A 21,175-nucleotide genomic window follows, 5' to 3' on the forward strand; every position below is an offset into this window, starting at 1 on the left:
CGAATCCCCGCCAACGCGATGCTTTTATGTAACTTTTTTACATAACTCCGCCGAATCCCCGTCAACGCGTTGCTTTTATGTAACTTTTTTACATAACTCCGCCGAATTCCCGCCACCGCGCTGCTTTTATGTCACTTTTTTACATAACTCCGCCGACTTCCCGCCAACGCGCTGCTGTTATGTAACTTTTTTACCTAACTCCGCCGAATTCCCGCCACCGCGCTGCTTTTATGTCACTTTTTTACATAACTCCGCCGACTTCCCGCCAACGCGCTGCTGTTATGTAACTTTTTTACCTAACTCCGCCGAATTCCCGCCACCGCGCTGCTTTTATGTAACTTTTTTACATAACTCCGCCGAATTCCCGCCAACGCGCTGCTTTTATGTAACTTTTTTACATAACTCCGCCGAATTCCCGCCAACTCGATGCTTTTATGTAACTTTTTTACATAATTCCGCCGAATCCCCGCCAACGCGATGCTTTATGTAACTTCTCGGACAGCCTCGTTTTGGACATGATGGAATCGTCGGAATTCTGGGGCAAATCCGTGATTTGCACGTCCGAATCGGAGGAGACCAGCGAATTCAAGTATTTGTTGACGTCCTCTAGCCCGTTANATGTAACTTCTCGGACAGCCTCGTTTTGGACATGATGGAATCGTCGGAATTCTGGGGCAAATCCGTGATTTGCACGTCCGAATCGGAGGAGACCAGCGAATTCAAGTATTTGTTGACGTCCTCTAGCCCGTTATCGATTTCCCGCATATAGAGAGACAGCATGTTTTTATTCGAGTTGGCGACTTGGTCCCGGACCACGTGGATCGCGTAATCGTTGTTGTAGAACAGCAGCCCGATGAGCGGGACCGTCACCAGCAAGCCGCTGATGACCAATTTGACGCGGATTGAATCCCAGCGGATTCGCAACCGTAACTTACGCATGTTAGGCGCCTCCCTGACGTAAATGCTTTCCGTGTAACGGCCTATGATTCGCCTATTTCAAACAAGCATAAGACGTCTGATGGAATTCCGCTATGTATAACTCCAACGGTTAGATTGCCAAATTCGACATGTTGAAGGTTTCGTTTCGGTTCTTGGACGAAGCCGATGGTTTAGCATAACAAAGGACCCGATCGAAATGATCGAGTCCTTAATTCCGCTTGCTATATGATGGTTTCAATACTCTCCCTTGATCACGAAAAACGAACCCCGAATCGTCCCGGCTAGCTTCGACTTCTGCGTCGCGAACTTAAACTTCCCTTCCAGCTCCTTGGGAACCGCCATCCCCTCGGAAAGCTTGAATCCGACGGCCCGCTTCTTCGGGTCATCGATCGTATACAAGACGTTGACCCCAAGACCGTCCTCGTAGAAAACGTAGGTCCAGTCGATGTTCTCCACTTGAAAACGCGACGTTTCCAATGGCTTGGCGGAAAACTCGATCCCGCGTTCTTCTTTCAGAACCCGGTTCACGTAGTCCAATGTCTCTTGGCTTTCGCTGGCAGGCACGACCGTAAATTCATGCTTGTACTTGTTCATCAGGTAACGGGCTTCGTTCGCGCGCAAACCGGCAAGCGCTTCGGCTACGGGCGAAGACTCCAAACCCACCGTGGACACGTTTTTGAAATCGACGATATAGGACGGCATTTCCATCGCTCCTTGTCTCGTTCCCGCAAATTAGACACCGTTTAGTGGCACTTTTATTATGTGACACCATTCGGTGTCCTGTCAATAGATGTACCGATCCAAGAATGCATTCCGGAATTTGCCTTGCGGATCATAGCGGGAGAGCAACTGCCGAAAATCGGGCATTTTCTCGTATAGCGGCTGCAATTCTTCGGGCCCCATCGCGAAAAGTTTGCCCCAATGCGGGCGGGCGCGATAAGGCAGAAGCCGTTGTTCGATCACCGGCAGCACTTGTCGCACGGCAGGCCAATCCGCCTTCCACGTAAAATGGACCGCCACCGAATCCTGTTCGTAACAGGGACTCAGCCAATGATCGTCCGCCGCGACCGTACGAATCTCGGAAGCATGGAGCAGCGGCGAAATGGACGCGCGAATCTCGTGTATCGCATACAGCGCGTCGTAAGCGAATTGACGAGGCATGATATATTCGCTCTGCAGTTCATCCCCTGCGCTTGGCGTGAAATCCAAACGAAAATGAGGCAGCCTTTCGTGCCACGGTCCTGGAATACCCATCTGTTCGCTGCAATTCTCCGATCCGAGACCCGGAACCGGATGCAGATGCGAGCTTGCGGGCGCGGCGCCGAAAATTGCCGCTTCCGTCTTCGCAGGGGCGGCATCCGTTATTTTATGCTTCACCCAAAGTTGATGGAAAGAAGAGTCCTTCCAATCGGTAAACAAACTCACGCTATAGGCGCTTGAGAAAATATCGTCAAAATGGTCTTTCAGCTGCGCAAGCGGCAAGTTTTCGTAGACGGTTTGGCTGATTTGAAAGCTCGGCACGACGTCCAACGTGAGTTTCGTGACGATCCCGATTGCCCCAAGTCCTACGACGGCGCCGGCGAATTCATCGCTTTGCTGTTCGCGGGAGAACGTGACGACGTCCCCATCCGCCGTTACGACCTCTATGGCATGAACTGCAGTCGCAAGACTGCCATTGTGGTCGCCTGAGCCATGCGTCCCTGTCGCGACGGCGCCCGCAACGCTTATGTGCGGCAACGACGCCAAATTATGCAGCGCATAGCCGTGCTGGTGTAGATACGCGCACAGCTCCCCGTAGCGGATTCCGGCTTCTACCGTTACCTTGTTCCGCATTGAATCCAAGTCGATGACCCGGTTCATCTTCTGAAGCGAGACATGGACTCCTGCAGAATCCGCGATATCATTGAACGAGTGGCGCGTGCCCAGCGGCTTGATCCGATTGGTACGAACGACGATTTCCCGTACTTGTTCCAAAGTCTCGGGCGCGTGGATTTCCGAGACGTTATAGGCGTAGTTTCGTGCCCAATTCAGATGGTTTGGCATATGGATGATCCCCTTTGATGGTGCCTCGAAGTCATTACCGGAAACATGACCCTTTCCCATTATTTTACCTCCGGCAATGTCGAATGGAAAGGACCCCACCCCTATCTATCGTTCGGGGTTCGCTAGCGCACGCACCCCATTCGAGAATCGCGTCGCGACCGAACTTCACCGGCTGCTTCTGGACACGCCGCATAACAAAAGGACCCGATCGAAACGATCGAGTCCCTGGGATCGGTTACTCCGTAAGTTCTTCATCCCGATGATAACCGCGGCGAGCCTCATCTCGGCCGGAATGTCCTCCAGGCTCCGTCATGACCCCGTCGTATGCAGATTGATAGATGAAACGGATATCCGCTTTCGTCAATACCATCGGACTTCGGGCCAGCAGTCTGGTCTGCCGGACGCCGTCTTCCGTCAAATCGTCCATGGCGTCGGCGGGAATTTGAAAACCGCGCAGCGTGTTCGGAATACCCACGTCTCGGACGAGCCTTACCAGCTCTTCCACGCATTTGCGGGAAGCTTCCTCCTTCGGGATATCGCTCGCGCAGCCTCCCATGGCCAGACAAATATGAGACATCGGTTTCACGCAATGGCTCCGGATATAACCCATGACATAGGGCAGCAACACTGCGTTTGACTCGCCGTGCGAGAGATGAAACCGGCCGCCGAGCGGATACGCGAGCGCATGGACGCCGGCAACGCCCGCATGAAAAAAAGCAATCCCGGCCATATTGCTTCCATAGCTCAAATCGATCCGCGCTTGCCGATCCTGCCCGTTGTTCACGGCATTTCTCAGCGCGCCGCCGATCAGCCGGATGGCTTGAAGCGCCAGTCCATCGGTGAACGGATTCGCATTCGCCGAGACATAGGCTTCAATCGCATGGGTCAGCGCGTCCAACCCGGTCGCCGCAGTCACGCGAGGAGGAACCGAGAGGGTCAACTGGGGGTCGACAATCGCCGCATCCGCCATCAAATAGTCGTGGGTGACCACGTCTTTCGTATTGGCCAGCGAAAGAACGGCAATGTTGGTGACCTCGGACCCGGTGCCGGACGTGGTGGGAATCAAAATTTTAGGCAGCCCTTTGCGCAGCGGCTTCTTCGTGCCGGTTAAATTCAAATAATCCGCAACCGGCCCCGTATTCTCGGCCAGCACGGCAGCCAGCTTCGCCAAATCCATCGCGCTGCCACCGCCGATCCCGATAATCAGATCAAAGCGGCCGTCACGCGTATAACCGACCAGCTCCTCGCCAACCGCAAGGGTCGGCTCAGGCACCGTATCCGTATAGAGGTCCACGTAATACCCATGCGCCTTCAGTTGGGATGAGATCGGCTCTATGATGCCTAAATTCACTAGGACCACGTCGGTGACGATGAGGATGCGCGACGGCGCAAACTTCTCCACTTCCGCCCGCAATCGCTCTAAGGAGCCCCATCCGATATATTGCAGCGGAGTGAATGCCAATCTGGACACCGTCATAGGAAAAGCCTCCTAGATTCGCATTCGCAAGTTTCGCTAGGCGTTCCTTTGAAAGTCGGAAAGCTGTCTGCACAACCCGGCTGTCTGATCATGCAACGCCCGATAAATCGGATACAATTCGTCATAGACCGCTGCGATTTCCGCTTGCGGCGAGATTCTCTCCTTGACGGTTTGGGACTTGCGGACCGCTTCCCCGGAATCGGCAAACCAGCCTAATGCGGTAGCCGCAATCAACGCGGCGCCGAAGGAAGCGTCGCTATGGGTCATCACTTCCATTTCCGCATTCAGCATGTTCGCCATAATCTGAACCCAACCGCGGCCTTTGCTTCCGCCCCCGATGATCTTGAGCGGTTTTTGCGGCAGCTCGCTTAACTCGCCGCGGCAGTCCCGCAAGGAAAAGCCGACGCCCTCCAGGACCGCTCTGGCGAAATGGGCGCGTCCATGTCTGGCGGTGAGGCCGAAGAAGCTTCCTCTCAGGTAAGGATCCCAGTGCGGCGATCTCTCCCCGTTTAGATACGGCTGAAACAGCAATCCCTCCGCGCCCGGCGGTATGCTGCCGATTTCCTCTACGATAGCCGCATAGATGGATTGACCCGTCAAGTTTTTCTCTGTTTCCTTATAGAAGATTTCCTTGAACCAGCGGAAAGAAGCCGCCGCGAAATTGGTCGCGCTGTTTTGATAGAACAAATCCTTGACCACATGATGATAGGCGGTCAGCTTGGGGTTATTCGGCAAGCGGCTGGACACGAGCGTGAAATTGCCTGCCGTAGCCAGCTTGACAACGCCGTCTCCATCCTCGGACGTACCGCAGCCGTATACTTCCGCAGCGGTATCCGCCGTGCCGAACACGACGGAGATCCCCGCCTGCAGCCCGAGCTTTTCCGCCATTTCCGCCGCGAGTCCGCCGCAAATATCCGTCGGCGCGTAAACGTCCGGCAATTGCGCCGGATCCAGATCGATGAGCTTCAGCAGCGGCTCGGACCATCGCTGCTTATGGATGTCGTAAAACAGCGTTCCCTCCGCCTCGATCGCGTCGGTCGCCAGAACGCCGCAGAACCGATAGCGGACGTAGTCTTTCATAAACGCGACCTTGCGGATCTTGGCGTAAAGCTGCGGCTCGTGCTGCTTGAGCCATAGGAATTGGCACAACGTCCAGGTGGGATTGGGGGCATTGTTCGTAATGGCGTAAATTTCCTTGCCATAGTTGGCGTTTAACCATTCCGCCTGCTCGCCCGAACGCTGATCGTTCCACATGATCGCATTCCGCAGCACGTTGCCGTCGTCATCCAACAATACGCCGACATGGTGAGGCGCCGTGAAAGCGATGGCTTTCACTTCTTTCCGCTGCGCGGAAGAGAAACCGCGCAGCGCTCCCCCGATCGCTTTGATGGCGGCATCGATCCATTGCTCCGGCGTCTGCTCCACCCAACGAGGCTGCGGATACAAGGAAGGATAAGAAACCTGACCTTCCGAAACCAGCGCTCCGTGCGAGTCCAGGCAGGTCACTTTGCAGCCTCCGGAGCCGTGGTCGACTCCCAGAACATATTGTGGGGTCATCTTCCAGCCTCATTCTCCAATGAAATCAATACTTTCATGAGGGCGTCCCCGCGTTGAATGGCTTCAAAGCCATGCTCGATCGCTTCATCCAAGGAAACGGTCCTGCTGATCAGCCATTCCGGCTTGAACCGACCGCTTTCAATCAGGGCGAGCGCCTGTTCGTAATCCGATCGCGTATAGACTCTCGAGCCGTAAACACTCAGCTCTTTGGCGATAAACTGGTAAGTATCCACCTCATGCAATTGCTTGGGCAATCCACAGATGGCAACCGTGCCGCGAATGCCCGTATTTTCCACACATGCCGTCGTGCCTTGGGGACTGCCCGTCGCTTCGAACGAGACGTCTACGCCTTTGGCCGCGGTTGCGTCTCGGATCTTCCCCCTCAGATCGCCTTGCAGGGGATTGATCACATCGAATCCGTAGCCCTGCGCCAATTGGATGCGGTAGGCGTTCATTTCCGAGATCAGCACGTTCGCTCCCTTCAGCCGGGCCGCGAATGCGGTAATCAATCCGATCGGTCCGCCGCCTACGACGAGGCAAGTTTGTCCGGATTCGAGCCCCGACCTTTCCACCATATGGACGCATACGGCCAACGGTTCGACGAATGCCGCATCCTTCAAGCTAAGGCGATCGCTCAAACGATAGGTCCGATGTTCCGGCACCACTACGTAGTGGGCCATCGCGCCATCGGTATCCACCCCGAGCAGTTTCAGGTTGGAACAGACGTTGTAGAATCCCGCCCGGCATGCCGGACAGACCCCGCAGGTGATGAGCGGCTCGACGGTCACCCTGTCGCCTTGTTCGAATTCGGAAGAGGAACTCCCCGCCTGCTCCACCACGCCGGAAAATTCATGGCCGAGAATGACCGGAGGCTTCACCCGTTTCATCCCGCCATGCCATACGTGAAGATCCGTCCCGCAAATGCCGGTATGGGATACGCGCACCAACAATTCCCCGGCTGCCGGGGTCGGGATGTCCCTGTCCTGAACCTGAATGCGGCCTTTATCTTCGTAGACCAAAGCTTTCACGGCAGTCGCCTCCTTAATAGGTTCACCACACGCCAAACCCGAGTTTGCCCGGATTCATGATGTTTTTCGGATCGAGTTGTTTTTTGACGCCCAACAGGACCTCATACATATCGCCGTATTGCTCGCGCATCATCCAACCGAGCTTGAAGCCGATGCCGTGATGTTCGTTGAGCAGCGCGCCATTGTTTAAATTGATTCTGGAGCATTCCGCCCAGATTCGATTATGCAGCCGGAACACTTCTTGCGCGTCTTGAGGAGGCTCCTTAATATAGAAGCGGTCGTAAATCATCACGCCCCAGGGATACCAGTGGGACATATGCGCCATATATTCGGCATTCCATTCCTTGTATTTCTGTTCGATCAGCGCCTTCTTCTCATCGTACAAGGAATGGATATTCTTGAATGTCGTCACGCTCTCTACCGTTCCATACAGCATGGGATAGGATGGCTGAAGCGGCGGACGATAGAAATCATAGCGGTGATTCCACCAGTAGAGGCCCGGCGCTTCGCCGAGATCCGTTCCTCCGTGAGACCGGCAGATGTCCAGAATCCGCTGCTGCAACACGCGGGCCACATCCTCGAAACCATCGACCATGAACACCATGTTGACGCCTTCGGCAGCCAGTCCCGTCCCTTGCAGCGAATGCTTGGTCGAACCGGGATCATACAGCCGGATGACGGCCGGGTTGAGCCGTTTCAGCATGATTTCCCGACCCGCTTCGATCCCGGCATGCATATCCGGAAAACGGACCATGCGGAGCAGCCGCGTTTCGGGAAGCGGGTCGAGCCGCATGGAAATTTTCGTGATGACTCCGAGCGTCCCCTCCGACCCGACGAACAGTTGCAGGAGTCCCGGACCGCAGGCGTGGTTCGGCACCGGCAAAGTATTCACGATGGTACCGTCGGGCAACACCACTTCCAGGGAGATCACCATATCCTCCGCTTTTCCGTAGCGGGTCGACATGACGCCTGAGCCCCTTGCCGCCAAATAGCCGCCCAATGTCGCGGAATCCACGGATGAAGGATAATGCGCCAGCATCAAACCTTGTCGGTTTAACGTGTCTTCCAGCACCCGGCCGTTAATGCCCGGCTGTGCCGTCAAGATCAACGAATCCGCATCGATTTCGAAGATCCGATCCATCCGCGACAGATCAAGCAGGACGCCTCCGTACATCGTGGCCGCTCCGCCTTGCGTGCCCGAACCGCCGCCTCTCGGGACAACCGGGATTTTGTGCGTATGGCAGATCCGCATCACCTTGGACACTTCTTCCGTTGTCGCGGGACGAACGACATAGGACGGCAAGGGAATCTCCTGGTCCTTCGCCTTCCACATATGCGTCAGCCAATATTGATCGATCGCGAGTTCCTTCAACGTTGCCTGACGGTCGATGACAAATTCCGCGCCCACGGCGTCTTCCAATTCAAAACGGATCATCTCCGCCGCATAACCCCTCGCGTTCAACATGCGACCACTCCTTTTCGCGAATTTATATAGTCATATATACAAATACTGTAAGCAAATGGATGCCTTCTCCATTTGCGTTGCGGTAAAGCACTACTCGCCCAATTGGATCCCGTAAGAGTACTGGTCCCCCCTGAAATACGAATGAAGCAGCTCGATCGGTTGATCGTCTTTGTCGTACGAAATCCGTTCAAAATAGAAAAAGGGAAGGCTCTCCGACACGCCCAGCAATTTCGCCGAATCCGGGGAAAGCACGGCCTCCATTCTCTGTTCCGCTCTGACGAGCGCCCGTCCGATGCTTTGCAAATACGCATAGAACGAGCCGTTCTCCAGATCCTGTTTTTCCAGCTCGGGCACCAAGTGAACCGCCACAACGAAGCTTTGGACGCCCATCGGCCTGTCATTCACGTAGCGGATCCGTCTTACTTCAAAAACGTAGTGGCTCCTGTTCAGCCCCAGCACATGCTGCTCCTTCTGATCCGGCTTTCTTCTTTTAAAACCGATTACCTTGGACGATGTGCTCAAGCCAAGCCCCACCATATCCTGATGGAAGCCGTTTAACCGATTCAGGCTTCTTTCCAGCTTCTTCCTAGCGACAAAAGCCCCTTTGCCGTGAATCCGGTAAACCAATCCCTCCTGCACCAGCTGGGTAACCGCTTGGCGGGCGGTCATCCGCGATACGCCGTAATCTCTCACGATTTCTTCCTCCGTGGGGATCTGCGTTTCCGGTTGCAGGACGCCTTCCACGATGTGCTCACGAATATGATTGGCGATTTGGTGATACATGGGGATCAGATTCGATTTCGAGACGAAGGGTTTCACCGCGATTTCCTTTCCGATATTCCATTTTTATCTAGATTATATCATATTCGACTTTGGAAGCATGCCGGATTCCAGATCGACATACAACTGGCCATGCTTCCCGTAGTTCTCTTTCGCCAAATCTTCGATGAAGATAAAGATGCGATCTTGGGGCAATTCCCAGCACTCGGCGATGAGCCGCGACATCTTCTCCACCAGCGCCCGCTTCTGTTCGACGGACTTTCCTTCCAGTACTTTCACGGTGACAAAAGGCATTCCGATCCTCCTCTCCCCGCTTTTGCGCATCCCGATCAGTACCGTGCCGTCATCATCTTTTTGCGGGTATAGAACTCGACTCCGTCCCTGCCGTTGGCATGCAAGTCGCCGTAGAACGATTTCTTGAATCCCGAGAACGGGAAAAACGCCATCGGTGCCGGCACTCCGATATTGATCCCCAGCATGCCGGCGTCGATCTCTTCGCGGAATTGGCGGATTGCGCCGGCGCTGTCCGTGAACAGACACGCGCCGTTCGCGAATTCCGAGCGGTTGGCGATCTCGATCGCCTCGGACAGCGTATCCGCACGGACAATCGAGAGAACGGGAGCGAATAGCTCCTCTTTCCATAGGGTCATCTCCGGCGTCACGCGATCAAAAACGGTGGGGCCGATGAAATATCCGTTTGGCGGCAATTCGTCCCGTCGGCCGTCCCGAAGCAGCTCGGCTCCTTCCCTCACTCCCGTATCGATATAAGCTTCCGTCTTCGAAAGATGCGACTGGCGTATGACGGGACCCAAGAACATGCCTTCTTCCATCCCGTTGCCGATCTTCAGCCCATCAACCGCGGCGCGCAGCCGTTCGATCAGCGGGTCCGCCACGCCGCCTACGGCGACGACGACCGCGCAGGCCATACACCTTTCTCCGGCCGATCCGAACGCGGCATTCACGATGTTGGATACCGTGACGTCCAGATCGGCATCCGGCATGACGATCGTATGGTTCTTGGCTCCCGCCAGCGCCTGCACCCGCTTCCCCGAGGCTGCGGCCGTCTTGTATACATACTCGGCAACCGGCTGGGAGCCGACGAAAGAGATCGCGGCGATGCCGGGGTGCTCCAAGAGGCCGTTCACGACATCCCGTCCTCCATGTACGATGTTGAGCACGCCGTCCGGAAGCCCTGCCTGCGCCAGCAGTTCCGCCAATCGGTTCGCCAGCAGCGGCGTGCGTTCGGACGGCTTCAGCACGAACGTATTGCCGCATGCGATCGCGAGCGGGAACATCCAGCAAGGCACCATCATCGGGAAATTAAACGGCGTGATGCCGCCTACTACGCCGATCGGATACCTATACATGCCGGATTCGAGGCCAGTGGCGATATCGGGCAATTGACTGCCCATCATCAAGGTGGGAGCGCCTGCCGCAAACTCGACGCATTCGATGCCGCGCTGCACCTCGCCGTAAGCTTCCGTATAGTTTTTGCCATTCTCTGCCGTGATCAGCCTGGCCAGCTCTTCCCTGTGATCCGTCAGCAATTGCTGGTACTTGAATAGGATCCGGGCGCGTCTGGGGACCGGTGTCTTGCGCCATTCGCGGTAAGCGTGCGCGGCCGCCTGAACGGCTTGATCGACGTCCGCTTGATTGGATAACGGGACATGGGCCAGCAAATCGCCGGTAGCCGGATTCGGCACTTCTTCCGTCGACGGCGACGAGGAAGCTGCCCAACGGCCTCCAATAAAGTTTTTCAACACGGGTACGGGCAATTCAACAACCTCCATGGCGTTCAATTATTCGATCATACTTGCTCATGCGAAAGAGAATAATCATAACAAATCCGGTAAAGCTGGATGATCGCTTCCTTGTCCGGAACGCGCGGATTGTTGCCGGGGCTGCCGCTTTCCAGGGCATCCGCCGCCATCTTCGGCAATGCTTGCTCGAACTTGTCCCGATCGATCCCCCAGGAATGAAGGTTGGGAATGTGCAAGGCGCGGCATAACGCCTTCGTCTCCTCGACCATCACGTCCGCCCATTCTTCCGTCGACAGGCCGCTTTGATCCGGTCGGATTCTTCTCCCGATCTCCGCCAGCCTGCCCATTGCTTCCGGACGGGTGTATTCCAGGACGGCAGGGAGCAGCATGGCGTTGGATATCCCGTGCGGCACATGGAACAAGGCGCCGATAGGCCGCGACATCCCATGCACCAGGGTGACCGAAGCATTGGAGAAGGCGGCGCCGGCCATCATCGCCCCCACGGACATGCGGCTGCGGGCCTCGATATCCCCGCCGTCGCGATAAACGGCAAGCAGGTGGCCAAAGATATGGTCGATCGCGCCGAGCGCCAGAGTGTCCGTGACCGGATGCGCCAAACGGGACAGGTAAGCTTCGACCGCATGGCATAAGGCGTCGATTCCGGTTGCGGCGGTCACGTTCGGCGGACAAGACAGCGTAAGCATCGGATCGACAACCGCGATTCGGGGGAGAAGCTCCGGCTGGGAAATCATCAGCTTCGTGTCGCTCCGGGTATCGATAATCACCGTGACTTTGGTCACTTCCGAACCGGTGCCCGCGGTTGTCGGAATCGCGATAAGCGGCAGCGGCGCACGGCGGAAGGTTTGCCGGTTGCCGGCGTAATCGCTGATCTCGCCGTCGCAGAAACGCATCGCCGCGATCGCCTTGGCGGCATCGAGACAACTGCCTCCGCCAAGACCGATCACCAGGTCGCAGCCGGTCTCCCGGCAAATCTCCAAGCCTTCCCTTACATATGCATCCGTAGGTTCGGAGCGAACTCCGGCATATACTTCGCTCGCGATATCGGCTTCATGCAGCAGTTCGGCGCAAAGCCCCGCCAAACCGTTCTCCAGCATGATCGGGTCGCTGACGATCAGCGCCTTTCGTCCAAGCCCGGAAGCCATTTCCCCGATTTCTCGAAACGAATTCGGTCCGTAAACCACTCTCTCGGGCATGCGAATTTGGTACATGGCGATTCCCCTCCTTGCTTCTGCGGACTCTCTTGTATATAGATAATGTTGTCTATACATCATTTCAGGTGATACGCTAATCGGACGACCCTTGCGAATCATCCAGAATAGCGATAATACGTTCCACGGACGGAATCCTAACGCAGGATTACCCTTTGACCGCGCCTGAGGTCAATCCGCCGATAAAATACTTGGACACAAAGGAGAACACCACCGTCATCGGAACCAGTATCAGGCTGGCTCCGGCCAACAATTCCCCCCATCTTAAATCCCCCGCTCCCCTGATCGTAGCCAGTCCGACCGGTACGGTCTTCAGGTTCTCGGAAGAAATAATCATGAAGCCATACGTATAATCGGTCCAGGATACGATGAAAGAAAAAATTTCAACGGTGATGAGCCCGGGAATAATCAAGGGAATCACCACCTTGAACATCGTTTGGAACCGGCTGGCCCCCTCCACCATGGAACTTTCTTCAAGCTCAACGGGAATCGTCCGGTAAAAGCTGTCCAGCATCCAAACGCCAAAGGGCAAAGTGATGGAGATATGGGAGATAATCAGCGCAAACAAGGTGTTGTCGATTCCCAGTTTGATGTAAATTCCGATGAGCGGGATGGCGATCAGCATGGCCGGCAGCATATAGGCGATCAGCATGACGTTCATCAGCCATCTCGAGCCGAAAAACACAAACCTCGAGGTCACATAGGCAATCTGGGAAGAGACCAAAGTCGATACCGCTGTCGCAATGACGGCAACGATCAAGCTGTTCTTGTAATACGTTAAATAATTGGTGAACCGCAATAGGTTTTGATAGTATTCGAAGCTGATATGATTGGGAATGAGCACTTGGCTGTCCGCGAAGAAATACTTCGCCCCCCGCAGAGAAGAGACTACAACCCAATAAATCGGAAACACCGAGCAGATCATTACGACAGCCGCGAATACATAAGTCAGTATTTTTGAAGTCAGCGTCCGTTTCATGTTCGGGTTCCCCCATTCGCCCTATTCATCAGCCGCAGATAGATCAGCATGAAGATCAGCATAATGAGAAATGAAACGACGGCAATACTGACGCCGTATCCGATTTTATACTGACTGAATGTGTAAATATAAGTGGTAACCGGCAATGTTTCCGTGCGTTCCAGCGGTCCTCCGCCGGTCATGAGCCAGACCAAATCGAACTTGTTAAACATCCAAATGCCGCGCAGCAGCACGATATTGGCAATGATCGGCGACAGCATCGGGATCGTAATGGTTCTGAATTGCGTCCACTTGCCCGCTCCGTCCAAAGCGGCGCTCTCATACATGTCCTCGGGCACCGTTTGCAAACCGGCGAGGAAAACCAGCGTTACAAACGGGGTAAAGGACCATACCGAAACGAGGACCACCGTGATCATCGACATATCCACGGAGAAAAAGTTGAACTGATAAACGCCGAAATAACCGAGAAACTTGCTGATTACTCCGTAATTGGTATTCAACATCCACTGCCATGTGATCGTCACGACGATGGACGGCACGATGTAGGGCAGCACCGTGGCTCCGCGGAGAAAGCTGCGGCCGGCGAATCTCTGGTTCAAGAGCAGGGCAATGGCGATGCCGAGCACCACTTGGAACACAACCGAGCCGCCGGCGTAAATCAAGGTTTTGGATAAATCGCTCCAGAAATGCTTGTCCTGGAATAATTCCGCGAAGTTGTGCAGCCCTACGAATTTCGGTTTTCCGATAAAAGTATCCGATTCGTACAAGCTGTAACGCAAAGCCATCACTGCGGGAAAAATGACGGTGACGGCAAAAAGGATTAACCCGGGAACCAAATTCACCAAGACGAATGGAACGTCTCTTCTTTTGATTTTATGCTGCAATAAGGATCCACCTCTATTCTGCGGAAGAGGCGGCCGAGCCCCCTGCTTGCCGGTGCCCGGCTGCCCGCGATTCGCCGTTCTATTTAATCATGTTGCGGATTTCATTGGCGGTGGCATCAATCACCTTGGATGGATCTTCGTTGCCGATCAAGACGCGTTGGAACATTTTCGGAATAATAAAGGACGATTCCACGACGGATTGTTTCTCCGTCGGTTCCGATCCGGCAAGGCTGATCGCGTTGACCTTCGCTTCCTGGATGATTTTCTGCTGCGGCACGGCAACATCGTTCCAGAATTGCTTAACGGTCGGCAATGACTTGTATTCTTCGCTCTCATATACGGAAGAGATCGACGGGAAAAACGCATTGGGCGCGGCGGCCACCAGCTTCAGGTATTTCTCTTTAAAGAACCATTCGACGAACTTCTTGGCTTCTTCCACATTCGGACCATTGATGATATTCACGCCATCGTCGCCATAAGTCGTGGCGTATCCGTTTCCGTCTTTTCTCGGCAACCCCATCACTTGGAACTTGCCGGCCAAATCCGGCGCCGATTGCACGCTCGCGTCCGCCAGACGGCCCGAGTAGAAGGTAAACCCGACCTGACCTCCGTAAAATGCCGCGAGCAATTCCGGGAAGTCCGCATTTTCCGCTTCCACCGGCATGTATTGATTCAGCTCTTTCAAGAAATTAAGCGATTCGATGGCACGCTGTTTGTTGTCGCCTTGATCCAGGATGACATTCATCTGATCGTCGAAGATTTCCACATCGTTGGCCCAGAATACGGAGGTTGTGATCCAGTTGTTCGCTCCTCCGATTTTCAATGGCAGGATGAGGCCGTATTTATTGTTCTTCTTGTCTGTAAAGGCTTTCATGACATTCAAGAACTCATCCCAGTTCGTCGGCATGGACAACCCTTTTTCCTGCAGCCAGTCCGTACGGATATATCCCAGCGCGTAGTTCAGATCATAGGGAATCCGATACGACTTGCCATCCAGAATCGGCTGCAAGGTCGTAGGCGAATAGAAGATATCTTTGCCGCCCAGTTTCTCGATCACATCATCGACCGGCGCCACGATGCCTTTCTCCTTCAGCGTAGTGAGAAGTCCCAGATAACCGCTGAACATGACGTCGTATTGCGCCGAGGTTCCGAAGGTCGACTGTACTTTCAAATACATATCATCGAGGTTCATCGTCTCGACAACGACCTTCACGCCGGTTTGCTGCTCGTATTCCTGGGCAATTTCCTCCATCGCTTTCTTGGGATCCGCGGCAGTCTCGGCGGAAGCGATGCGAAGGGTCACTTGCTTTTTGTCCCCGCCGTTACCGGAGCCGGACGGCGCGGGCGTTGTATCGTTGCCGGCCTGATTGTTTTGCGTATTCTGACTTTGCTCATCGTTGCTTTTTCCCGAACAAGCCGCAATGGACAAGATAAGAAACATCGCCAGTACAATCGCTAATCCCTTTTTCAACAATTTCATCCCCCGTTAACGTTATTGGACTACATTGTCTTGCCGGATTCCAATTCGTCTAGATGTACTTCTTTGTTCCTCTTAGACGATTCGATGGCCGCCAAAGCGAACCTGAGCACCTCCCTTCCCCGTTCGCCGCTAAGCATGGGTTCTCGGTCCTGCTTGATGGCTTCTATAAAATCCTTTGTCGAATCGACAAAAGAGTCAGCCCAATCGTCGCGCAAATGATTGTAGGTTTCCATCTTGCCATCCTTGTACACCATGAGAGCGGGGATCTGCATCATCTTCGCCGTACAGCGGGTGACCCACAATACCCCGCGCGTTCCGGTCACTTCCACCCGTTCGTCAATGCCATAGTAATTCGTAGCGATCGTCAGATCGGGGGAAGACATAATATCCATCATGCCGTATTTCTTGGCATCCCGGTATTTCCACATGATCATCGCCGGCGCGTCTTGCCAGGAGATGCCCGGCACCGTCTCCGTACGGTCGATCCAGGCGTTGACCTTTTCGACATCCCCCAGCAGATACATGGCGACGGAGAACTTATGGTATCCGTCGTCGAAGACCAACGGCCCGCCTCCGCTCTCCTCTTCTTTCATGCGCCATGCCCACGTGGAAGCGTCGATGTGCCAGCCCATTCCCTTCTTGCCGGCATTGGATTTGATGCGAATCGAGATCGGCTCGCCGATTTCGCCTGCATCAATGAGCTGCTTCGCCTTGACATAGGGGGGATAACAGACGAAATTTTCATAGACTTTCAGTTTGACCCCGGCTTCCTTGGCAGCCGAGATCATGAGATCCGCTTCTTCCAGGCTCAAGGCCATCGGTTTCTGAACGGATACATGCTTGCCGGCTTTGCAAGCCTGAACGGTCATGGATGCATGAAGATGATGGGGTACAAGCAATTCGACCGCATGGATATTCGGATCCTTCAGCACGTCCCGATAATCGGTATACACGACTTCCGCTTGCCACTCCACCGCCCTGGAACGGGCTTGGCTTTCGTTAATGTCGCACACCGCGTATATGCGGGCATCCGGGTGTCCAACATACCCGAGCGCGTTCAAGGTGGAAATTCTGCCGCAGCCTACGATGCAAACATTGATGATCGACATGACCGTTTACCTCCTGTATTCAACCATGACCGTGACGACGGTTGATCTCTCTGAATGGATTACCAATCCCAGTGACCGGTTTGGAAACTGATTCGTTCGGCGATCGCTTATTCCTGGTCTTCCGTAAATCATCACGGCGGCACCGATTGATTCTGCAAGCGCTATCAACTCCTCGTAGGCTTTGGGGATCATCCAAAAATGTTTGAGAATGATCCTCGCTGACCGTTAAATCACTCGTATTATTTCCACATTATAAAATTTGTTTCACTATTGTGAATATTTTTTTCACACCCCTAGAGGTGTGAGCTTGAAATTCATTTTATATTATAAAAACGTGTTTATTGCAATAAAAAAAGTATCACCTCGCGCAAGTTCCGTCAATACAGTCATATTAACATCATTATGTTGTCTATACAAGTGTGTCGATAAAATTTTTACGCTCTCAGAATTCAATTGATCCATTCCTTCCTACCCTATCAGCATAATCAAACAATAAAATATAAGATTATTGTGGATTTATGCTCACATTTGCTATCATGAAGCTATCATGCCAAGGAGGTCGCGGGTCATGAAAGCCCTGCACAAAAGGATGAGCGAGGAAAACAAAATTCCCGTACACCTCGTTTACAAGGACACCAAGACACCCCTGATGGAATTGCCTCACCACTTGCACGATTGGCATGAAATCATCTACGTATATGGCGGAAGAGGCACGCTATTGGTCAATCACGCCTTTTATGAGATGAACGAAGGCGATCTGTTCCTTATACCGGGAAACACCGTCCACCGCGCCTTTCCCGACGAACATAACCCCGTAACCTCGAGCGCTCTCTTCTTCAGCCCGACCTTGGTCCAGCCGCTGGAATTGGGAGAACAGGGATCCATTCTTCGCTGCATCGAGAATGCAAGGCGCAAAAAACAATTCAAACCGGAAATGCCCGAATCGGAACGGACGTCCGTTGCGTCTTTTTTTGCCTCCATCCATGACGAGCTCGGAAATAAGTTGGCCTATTATCAAACTGCCGTTCAAATCCGGCTTTGCGATTTGCTGTTGAAATTAAATCGAATTACTTTGCCGGGCACCCAGAGCCAAGGGGACTCGATGATCGAGCCGATGTGGATGCGGGACATCTTGGCGTACATGGACGCGAACATCGGGGCCCCCGGGATGACCCTATCCGCGTTGTCCGGAAGGGCGGCCATTACGCCTTCGCATTTCTCCAGGGTATTCAAGCAGTTGACCGGCATGAACGTTACGGAATATGTGTTGGTCAAACGGGTCATGTTGGCCAAGGAGCTCTTGATCCGTACGGATGACAGCATCAAGGCCATCTGTGAAAAATGCGGAATGGAGAGCGAATCTTACTTTTATCACAAGTTCAAGCTGATTACGGGCATGACGCCGAAGAGTTACAAAAAGCTGCACCAAATGTAAACTTAGCGGTTACAAAGCAAGAAGAAGCAGAGTCGTTCTCTGCTCCAGCGAACCGCCGCGTTGGGATCGGACGGATGAGGCGCTGACCGTGCGGACGGAAATCGTCCGCAGCGAGAATCCGATTGTCATTGAATTGGAAATCGACTGACATCGCCATTGGCTGCGAACGATACGGAAACGGCCGCTTCAGCCACTAGTATTTCACCAGGTAACGCGCACCCCGCTTGGTATGGAATGTAAAGAGATTGTTGTCCGCCTCCTCCATAACGATCCGTTCTCCGTCCTCCGTAATCTGAAGGGGCCGTTGGCCATGAATGGCTAAAGGCATACCGTTTAGCGAGACAATTTCTGCCTCCGTGATTTTGCAGTCATTCCAGGCGATGGCCACCTCGAAGCCCCCGCGTGCGCGGAGCCCTTTGACGCAGCCTTTCGGCCAGCTAGAAGGAAGCGCCGGGAGCAACTGCAAGAAACCCTGATGGGACTGAAGGAGCATTTCCGCAATGCCGGCCGTCGCCGCGAAATTTCCGTCGATTTGAAACGGCGGATGAGCGTCGAACAGATTGGCGTAAACGCCACCCCGGCGATAATTTTCCGGCTCATCCTCCCGAACCAGCTTCAACAGATTCCCCAACAAACGCAAAGCCCGGTTGCCATCGCCGAAACGGGCCCACAAAGAGACCTTCCAGCCCAAGCTCCAGCCCGTCCCTTCATCTCCGCGGCGGTCTAGCGACTTGCGCGCGGCTTCGAATAACTCCGGCGTCCTTCGCGCCGTCAGCTGTCGGCCCGGATACACGCCGAACAAATGCGAAACGTGGCGGTGATGCACATCCTCGTCTTCGAAATCCTCCGACCATTCCTGCAGCTGCCCATATTTTCCGATCTGCAGGGGAAACAGCCGGTCTCTCGCCGACTTTATCTCTTCCCTGAACGCCTCATCCATTCCCAGGAGCACCGAGGATTCGATCAGGTTGGTAAACAAATCCCAAATCAGGGACAGATCCATCGTCGAGGCCGCGCTGACTCCTGCCAAGCGGCCGTCCGGTGTCCGGAATTTATGCTCCGGTGAAGTTGAGGGCGAAGTGATCAACCGCCCGCTTCCGTCATCGTGCAGCCAGTCGAGACAGAATAACGCTGCATCCTTCATCAGGGGATAAGCCTTCTCCCGGAGATATCGGACGTCTAGCGTAAACGCATAGTGCTCCCATAAGTGCTGGCACAGCCAGACGCCGCCCATTGGCCAGATTGCCCAGACCGGATCGCCGTGCCCAAAATCGCCGACAGGGTTGGACATCGCCCAGATATCCGAGTTGTGGTGCGCGGTCCAGCCGCGCGTCCCGTAATTCGTCTCGGCGGTCTTCCGACCGTTGACCGCAAGGTTGCCGATAAAGGCGAGCAGCGGTTCATGCAATTCCGATAGGTTCGCCGTCTCGGCAAGCCAATAGTTCATTTCGGCGTTGATGTTCAGCGTCCAATTGCTGCTCCACGGCGGTCGGGTCTCCTTATTCCAGATGCCCTGCAGGTTCGCGGGCTGTGTTCCCGGCCTTGAGCTTGCAATCATTAAATATCGCCCGTATTGAAACAACAGTTCCACAAGGCCCGGGTCCTCGACGCCGAGCTCCGCGATCCTTCTGTCCGTAGGCATGTCCGGAGCCGCCTTGCTCTCGCCCAGCGACAGCTCGACCCGGTCGAATAGGGAACGATGGTCATCGACGTGCGAGCTGCGTTGATTTTCATAGACGCCTGCCGCAGCCCTTGTCAGCGCTTCCTTCACGATCGGTTCCGGATCCCGTCCCTCGCTGCCCGGCAGCTTGTCGAAGCCGTTGAAGCTCGTAGCGGCGCCGAAATAAAGCGTCGCGGATTTCGCGCCGCTGATCTGTATCCCAGCCTCGTCTATCCGCGCGGAGCCTCCCTCTTGTCGAACGGTCAGACGACCTTCAAAACGCATCGCCTCGGTCTTCTCGCGATCTCCGTAAACGATCGGCAGGTTGCTGGAATAGTAGTTCGGCCATACAACTTCCGGAGCCATTCCCCGGATCACGTAGTCTCCGTCTTCGGCTGACGGAACGTAACGAAGAGGACTGTCCAGCCGCGCGCGGAAATTCAAAGTGCCGGGAATGCTCGTAGTGATCCTGACAATCAGCGTCTGGTCGGGATGCGAAGCGAATATCTCGCGCGTATACGCCGCATCGCTGATCATATACTCCACCCGGGCGATGCCGTCGCGCAGATCCAGCTCGCGTCGGTAATGGTTCCGCCAAGTCAGATCGCCGTGCTCGAAATGGATATGCAGATTGCCAAGCGGCATATAGGATTGGCTGTACGCCCCCATCATTCGCCGAGCCGTCCGGTCCGCTTGCTCAAACTTTTTCCGGCGAATCCGTTCGCGAATCTCCGTAAGCCGATGCTTCGCTTCCGGGTTATTGCCGTCCTTGGGAAATCCGGACCACAGCGTATCCTCATTCAACTGGATGAACTCGTCTTCGACGCCGCCAAACACCATTGCCCCCAGTCGGCCGTTACCGACCGGCAGCGCTTCCGTCCAAAAGCGGGCCGGTTTCTCGAATCGAAGTTTCATGGCTCGTCCCCACTCCCTTCCGCCACTCGCTTGTCCATGAAGATAATAAGAATGTATCAAACTTTAGGGACGAAAAGAATGCATGATTTCCGCAATGTTCTGCTCCATTTTCGCTGTTTATGATAGGCAGGAGGGAGAACCGGCTCGTTTCCGGCCTGTCGATTCCCACGGGCTCTTCCTGATTCGAAAATACGTCAAGCAGCCCCTATCCGACCTACCGGCTTGACGCAAGTTGCTTTCGTAATCGCTTCCGGAAAATCGCCCGCCTAAACGTAAGCAGAGGAAAACAATTTGTTAAATCAAACTGAAGAGCCCGGACTCAGTTCGGGCTCCAAATGTTGGCGAGAAAATAACTCATTGATTTGACAATTTTCTCTCTCATTCAGACAACACAAAAACCAGCTAATGTTTGTCAAGCTTTAGTGTGTTGGCCGA

The 21,175-nt window shown here is 54.3% G+C and carries 16 protein-coding genes; 1 reads left to right on the plus strand and 15 read right to left on the minus strand.

What is annotated here, in order from left to right; genetic code table 11:
- Positions 1 to 1,173: 1,173 nt before the first annotated feature.
- The 14 genes from PTZ19_RS24805 to PTZ19_RS24870 all read right to left on the minus strand — a co-directional run bounded on the left by PTZ19_RS24805 (position 1,174) and on the right by PTZ19_RS24870 (position 16,730).
- Positions 1,174 to 1,641, minus strand: a complete 468-nt coding sequence (locus PTZ19_RS24805) for a phage tail protein (protein ID WP_276358360.1) — start codon at positions 1,639 to 1,641, stop codon at positions 1,174 to 1,176.
- Between the two features lie 81 nt (positions 1,642 to 1,722).
- On the minus strand, positions 1,723 to 2,982 hold the full coding sequence (locus PTZ19_RS24810; protein WP_276358361.1) for an FAD-binding protein: 1,260 nt from the start codon (positions 2,980 to 2,982) through the stop codon (positions 1,723 to 1,725).
- A gap of 235 nt (positions 2,983 to 3,217) precedes the next feature.
- Complete coding sequence (locus tag PTZ19_RS24815) at positions 3,218 to 4,459, minus strand: iron-containing alcohol dehydrogenase (RefSeq protein WP_276358362.1); 1,242 nt, start codon at positions 4,457 to 4,459, stop codon at positions 3,218 to 3,220.
- Between the two features lie 36 nt (positions 4,460 to 4,495).
- Positions 4,496 to 6,016, minus strand: coding sequence for a xylulokinase (gene xylB, locus PTZ19_RS24820; protein WP_276358364.1), 1,521 nt, complete (start codon positions 6,014 to 6,016; stop codon positions 4,496 to 4,498).
- A complete protein-coding gene (locus PTZ19_RS24825) occupies positions 6,013 to 7,044 on the minus strand; it encodes a zinc-dependent alcohol dehydrogenase (RefSeq protein WP_276358366.1) in 1,032 nt (343 codons plus the stop codon). The genes xylB and PTZ19_RS24825 overlap by 4 nt, the downstream gene beginning before the upstream one ends.
- Before the next feature lie 22 nt (positions 7,045 to 7,066).
- Complete coding sequence (locus tag PTZ19_RS24830; protein ID WP_276358367.1) at positions 7,067 to 8,509, minus strand: FAD-binding oxidoreductase; 1,443 nt, start codon at positions 8,507 to 8,509, stop codon at positions 7,067 to 7,069.
- Between the two features lie 90 nt (positions 8,510 to 8,599).
- Positions 8,600 to 9,328 (minus strand): GntR family transcriptional regulator, encoded by a 729-nt coding sequence (locus PTZ19_RS24835; RefSeq protein WP_276358369.1) that lies wholly within the window; start codon positions 9,326 to 9,328, stop codon positions 8,600 to 8,602.
- Positions 9,329 to 9,364: 36 nt separating this feature from the next.
- Positions 9,365 to 9,583 carry a tautomerase family protein gene (locus tag PTZ19_RS24840; protein ID WP_276358370.1) on the minus strand — a complete coding sequence of 73 codons (219 nt, stop codon included), beginning with the start codon at positions 9,581 to 9,583 and terminating at the stop codon, positions 9,365 to 9,367.
- A gap of 35 nt (positions 9,584 to 9,618) precedes the next feature.
- A complete protein-coding gene (locus tag PTZ19_RS24845) occupies positions 9,619 to 11,064 on the minus strand; it encodes a CoA-acylating methylmalonate-semialdehyde dehydrogenase (protein WP_422615046.1) in 1,446 nt (481 codons plus the stop codon).
- 32 nt (positions 11,065 to 11,096) lie between these two features.
- Positions 11,097 to 12,278, minus strand: coding sequence for an iron-containing alcohol dehydrogenase (locus PTZ19_RS24850; protein ID WP_276358373.1), 1,182 nt, complete (start codon positions 12,276 to 12,278; stop codon positions 11,097 to 11,099).
- Positions 12,279 to 12,426: 148 nt separating this feature from the next.
- Entirely contained in the window at positions 12,427 to 13,257 is an 831-nt protein-coding gene (locus tag PTZ19_RS24855) for a carbohydrate ABC transporter permease (RefSeq protein WP_276358374.1), read from the minus strand.
- The gene (locus PTZ19_RS24860) at positions 13,254 to 14,141 is read right to left on the minus strand and encodes a carbohydrate ABC transporter permease (RefSeq protein ID WP_276358376.1); all 888 of its coding nucleotides are present in this window, start codon (positions 14,139 to 14,141) and stop codon (positions 13,254 to 13,256) included. Before PTZ19_RS24860 ends, PTZ19_RS24855 begins: the two co-directional genes overlap by 4 nt.
- A gap of 79 nt (positions 14,142 to 14,220) precedes the next feature.
- The gene (locus PTZ19_RS24865; RefSeq protein ID WP_276358377.1) at positions 14,221 to 15,612 is read right to left on the minus strand and encodes an ABC transporter substrate-binding protein; all 1,392 of its coding nucleotides are present in this window, start codon (positions 15,610 to 15,612) and stop codon (positions 14,221 to 14,223) included.
- Between the two features lie 29 nt (positions 15,613 to 15,641).
- Positions 15,642 to 16,730, minus strand: coding sequence for a Gfo/Idh/MocA family protein (locus PTZ19_RS24870; protein ID WP_276358378.1), 1,089 nt, complete (start codon positions 16,728 to 16,730; stop codon positions 15,642 to 15,644).
- 568 nt (positions 16,731 to 17,298) lie between these two features.
- Here PTZ19_RS24870 and PTZ19_RS24875 point away from each other — a divergent pair.
- Positions 17,299 to 18,165, plus strand: a complete 867-nt coding sequence (locus PTZ19_RS24875; RefSeq protein ID WP_276358379.1) for an AraC family transcriptional regulator — start codon at positions 17,299 to 17,301, stop codon at positions 18,163 to 18,165.
- Between the two features lie 193 nt (positions 18,166 to 18,358).
- Here PTZ19_RS24875 and PTZ19_RS24880 read toward each other — a convergent pair whose 3' ends face one another.
- The gene (locus PTZ19_RS24880) at positions 18,359 to 20,740 is read right to left on the minus strand and encodes a glycoside hydrolase family 95 protein (protein ID WP_276358380.1); all 2,382 of its coding nucleotides are present in this window, start codon (positions 20,738 to 20,740) and stop codon (positions 18,359 to 18,361) included.
- Positions 20,741 to 21,175 lie beyond the last annotated feature (435 nt).

Source organism: Cohnella caldifontis, from assembly GCF_029360585.1.
GTDB lineage: Bacteria > Bacillota > Bacilli > Paenibacillales > Paenibacillaceae > Cohnella > Cohnella caldifontis.

Bases quoted from the DNA above. Each gene is read 5' to 3' on its own strand.
- PTZ19_RS24880 (WP_276358380.1), bottom strand. From the start codon at position 20,740: ATGAAACTTCGATTCGAGAAACCGGCCCGCTTTTGGACGGAAGCGCTG.
- PTZ19_RS24810 (WP_276358361.1), bottom strand. From the start codon at position 2,982: ATGCCAAACCATCTGAATTGGGCACGAAACTACGCCTATAACGTCTCG.
- PTZ19_RS24850 (WP_276358373.1), bottom strand. From the start codon at position 12,278: ATGTACCAAATTCGCATGCCCGAGAGAGTGGTTTACGGACCGAATTCG.
- PTZ19_RS24815 (WP_276358362.1), bottom strand. From the start codon at position 4,459: ATGACGGTGTCCAGATTGGCATTCACTCCGCTGCAATATATCGGATGG.
- PTZ19_RS24830 (WP_276358367.1), bottom strand. From the start codon at position 8,509: ATGTTGAACGCGAGGGGTTATGCGGCGGAGATGATCCGTTTTGAATTG.
- PTZ19_RS24805 (WP_276358360.1), bottom strand. From the start codon at position 1,641: ATGCCGTCCTATATCGTCGATTTCAAAAACGTGTCCACGGTGGGTTTG.
- PTZ19_RS24840 (WP_276358370.1), bottom strand. From the start codon at position 9,583: ATGCCTTTTGTCACCGTGAAAGTACTGGAAGGAAAGTCCGTCGAACAG.
- PTZ19_RS24870 (WP_276358378.1), bottom strand. From the start codon at position 16,730: ATGTCGATCATCAATGTTTGCATCGTAGGCTGCGGCAGAATTTCCACC.
- xylB (WP_276358364.1), bottom strand. From the start codon at position 6,016: ATGACCCCACAATATGTTCTGGGAGTCGACCACGGCTCCGGAGGCTGC.
- PTZ19_RS24875 (WP_276358379.1), top strand. From the start codon at position 17,299: ATGAAAGCCCTGCACAAAAGGATGAGCGAGGAAAACAAAATTCCCGTA.
- PTZ19_RS24855 (WP_276358374.1), bottom strand. From the start codon at position 13,257: ATGAAACGGACGCTGACTTCAAAAATACTGACTTATGTATTCGCGGCT.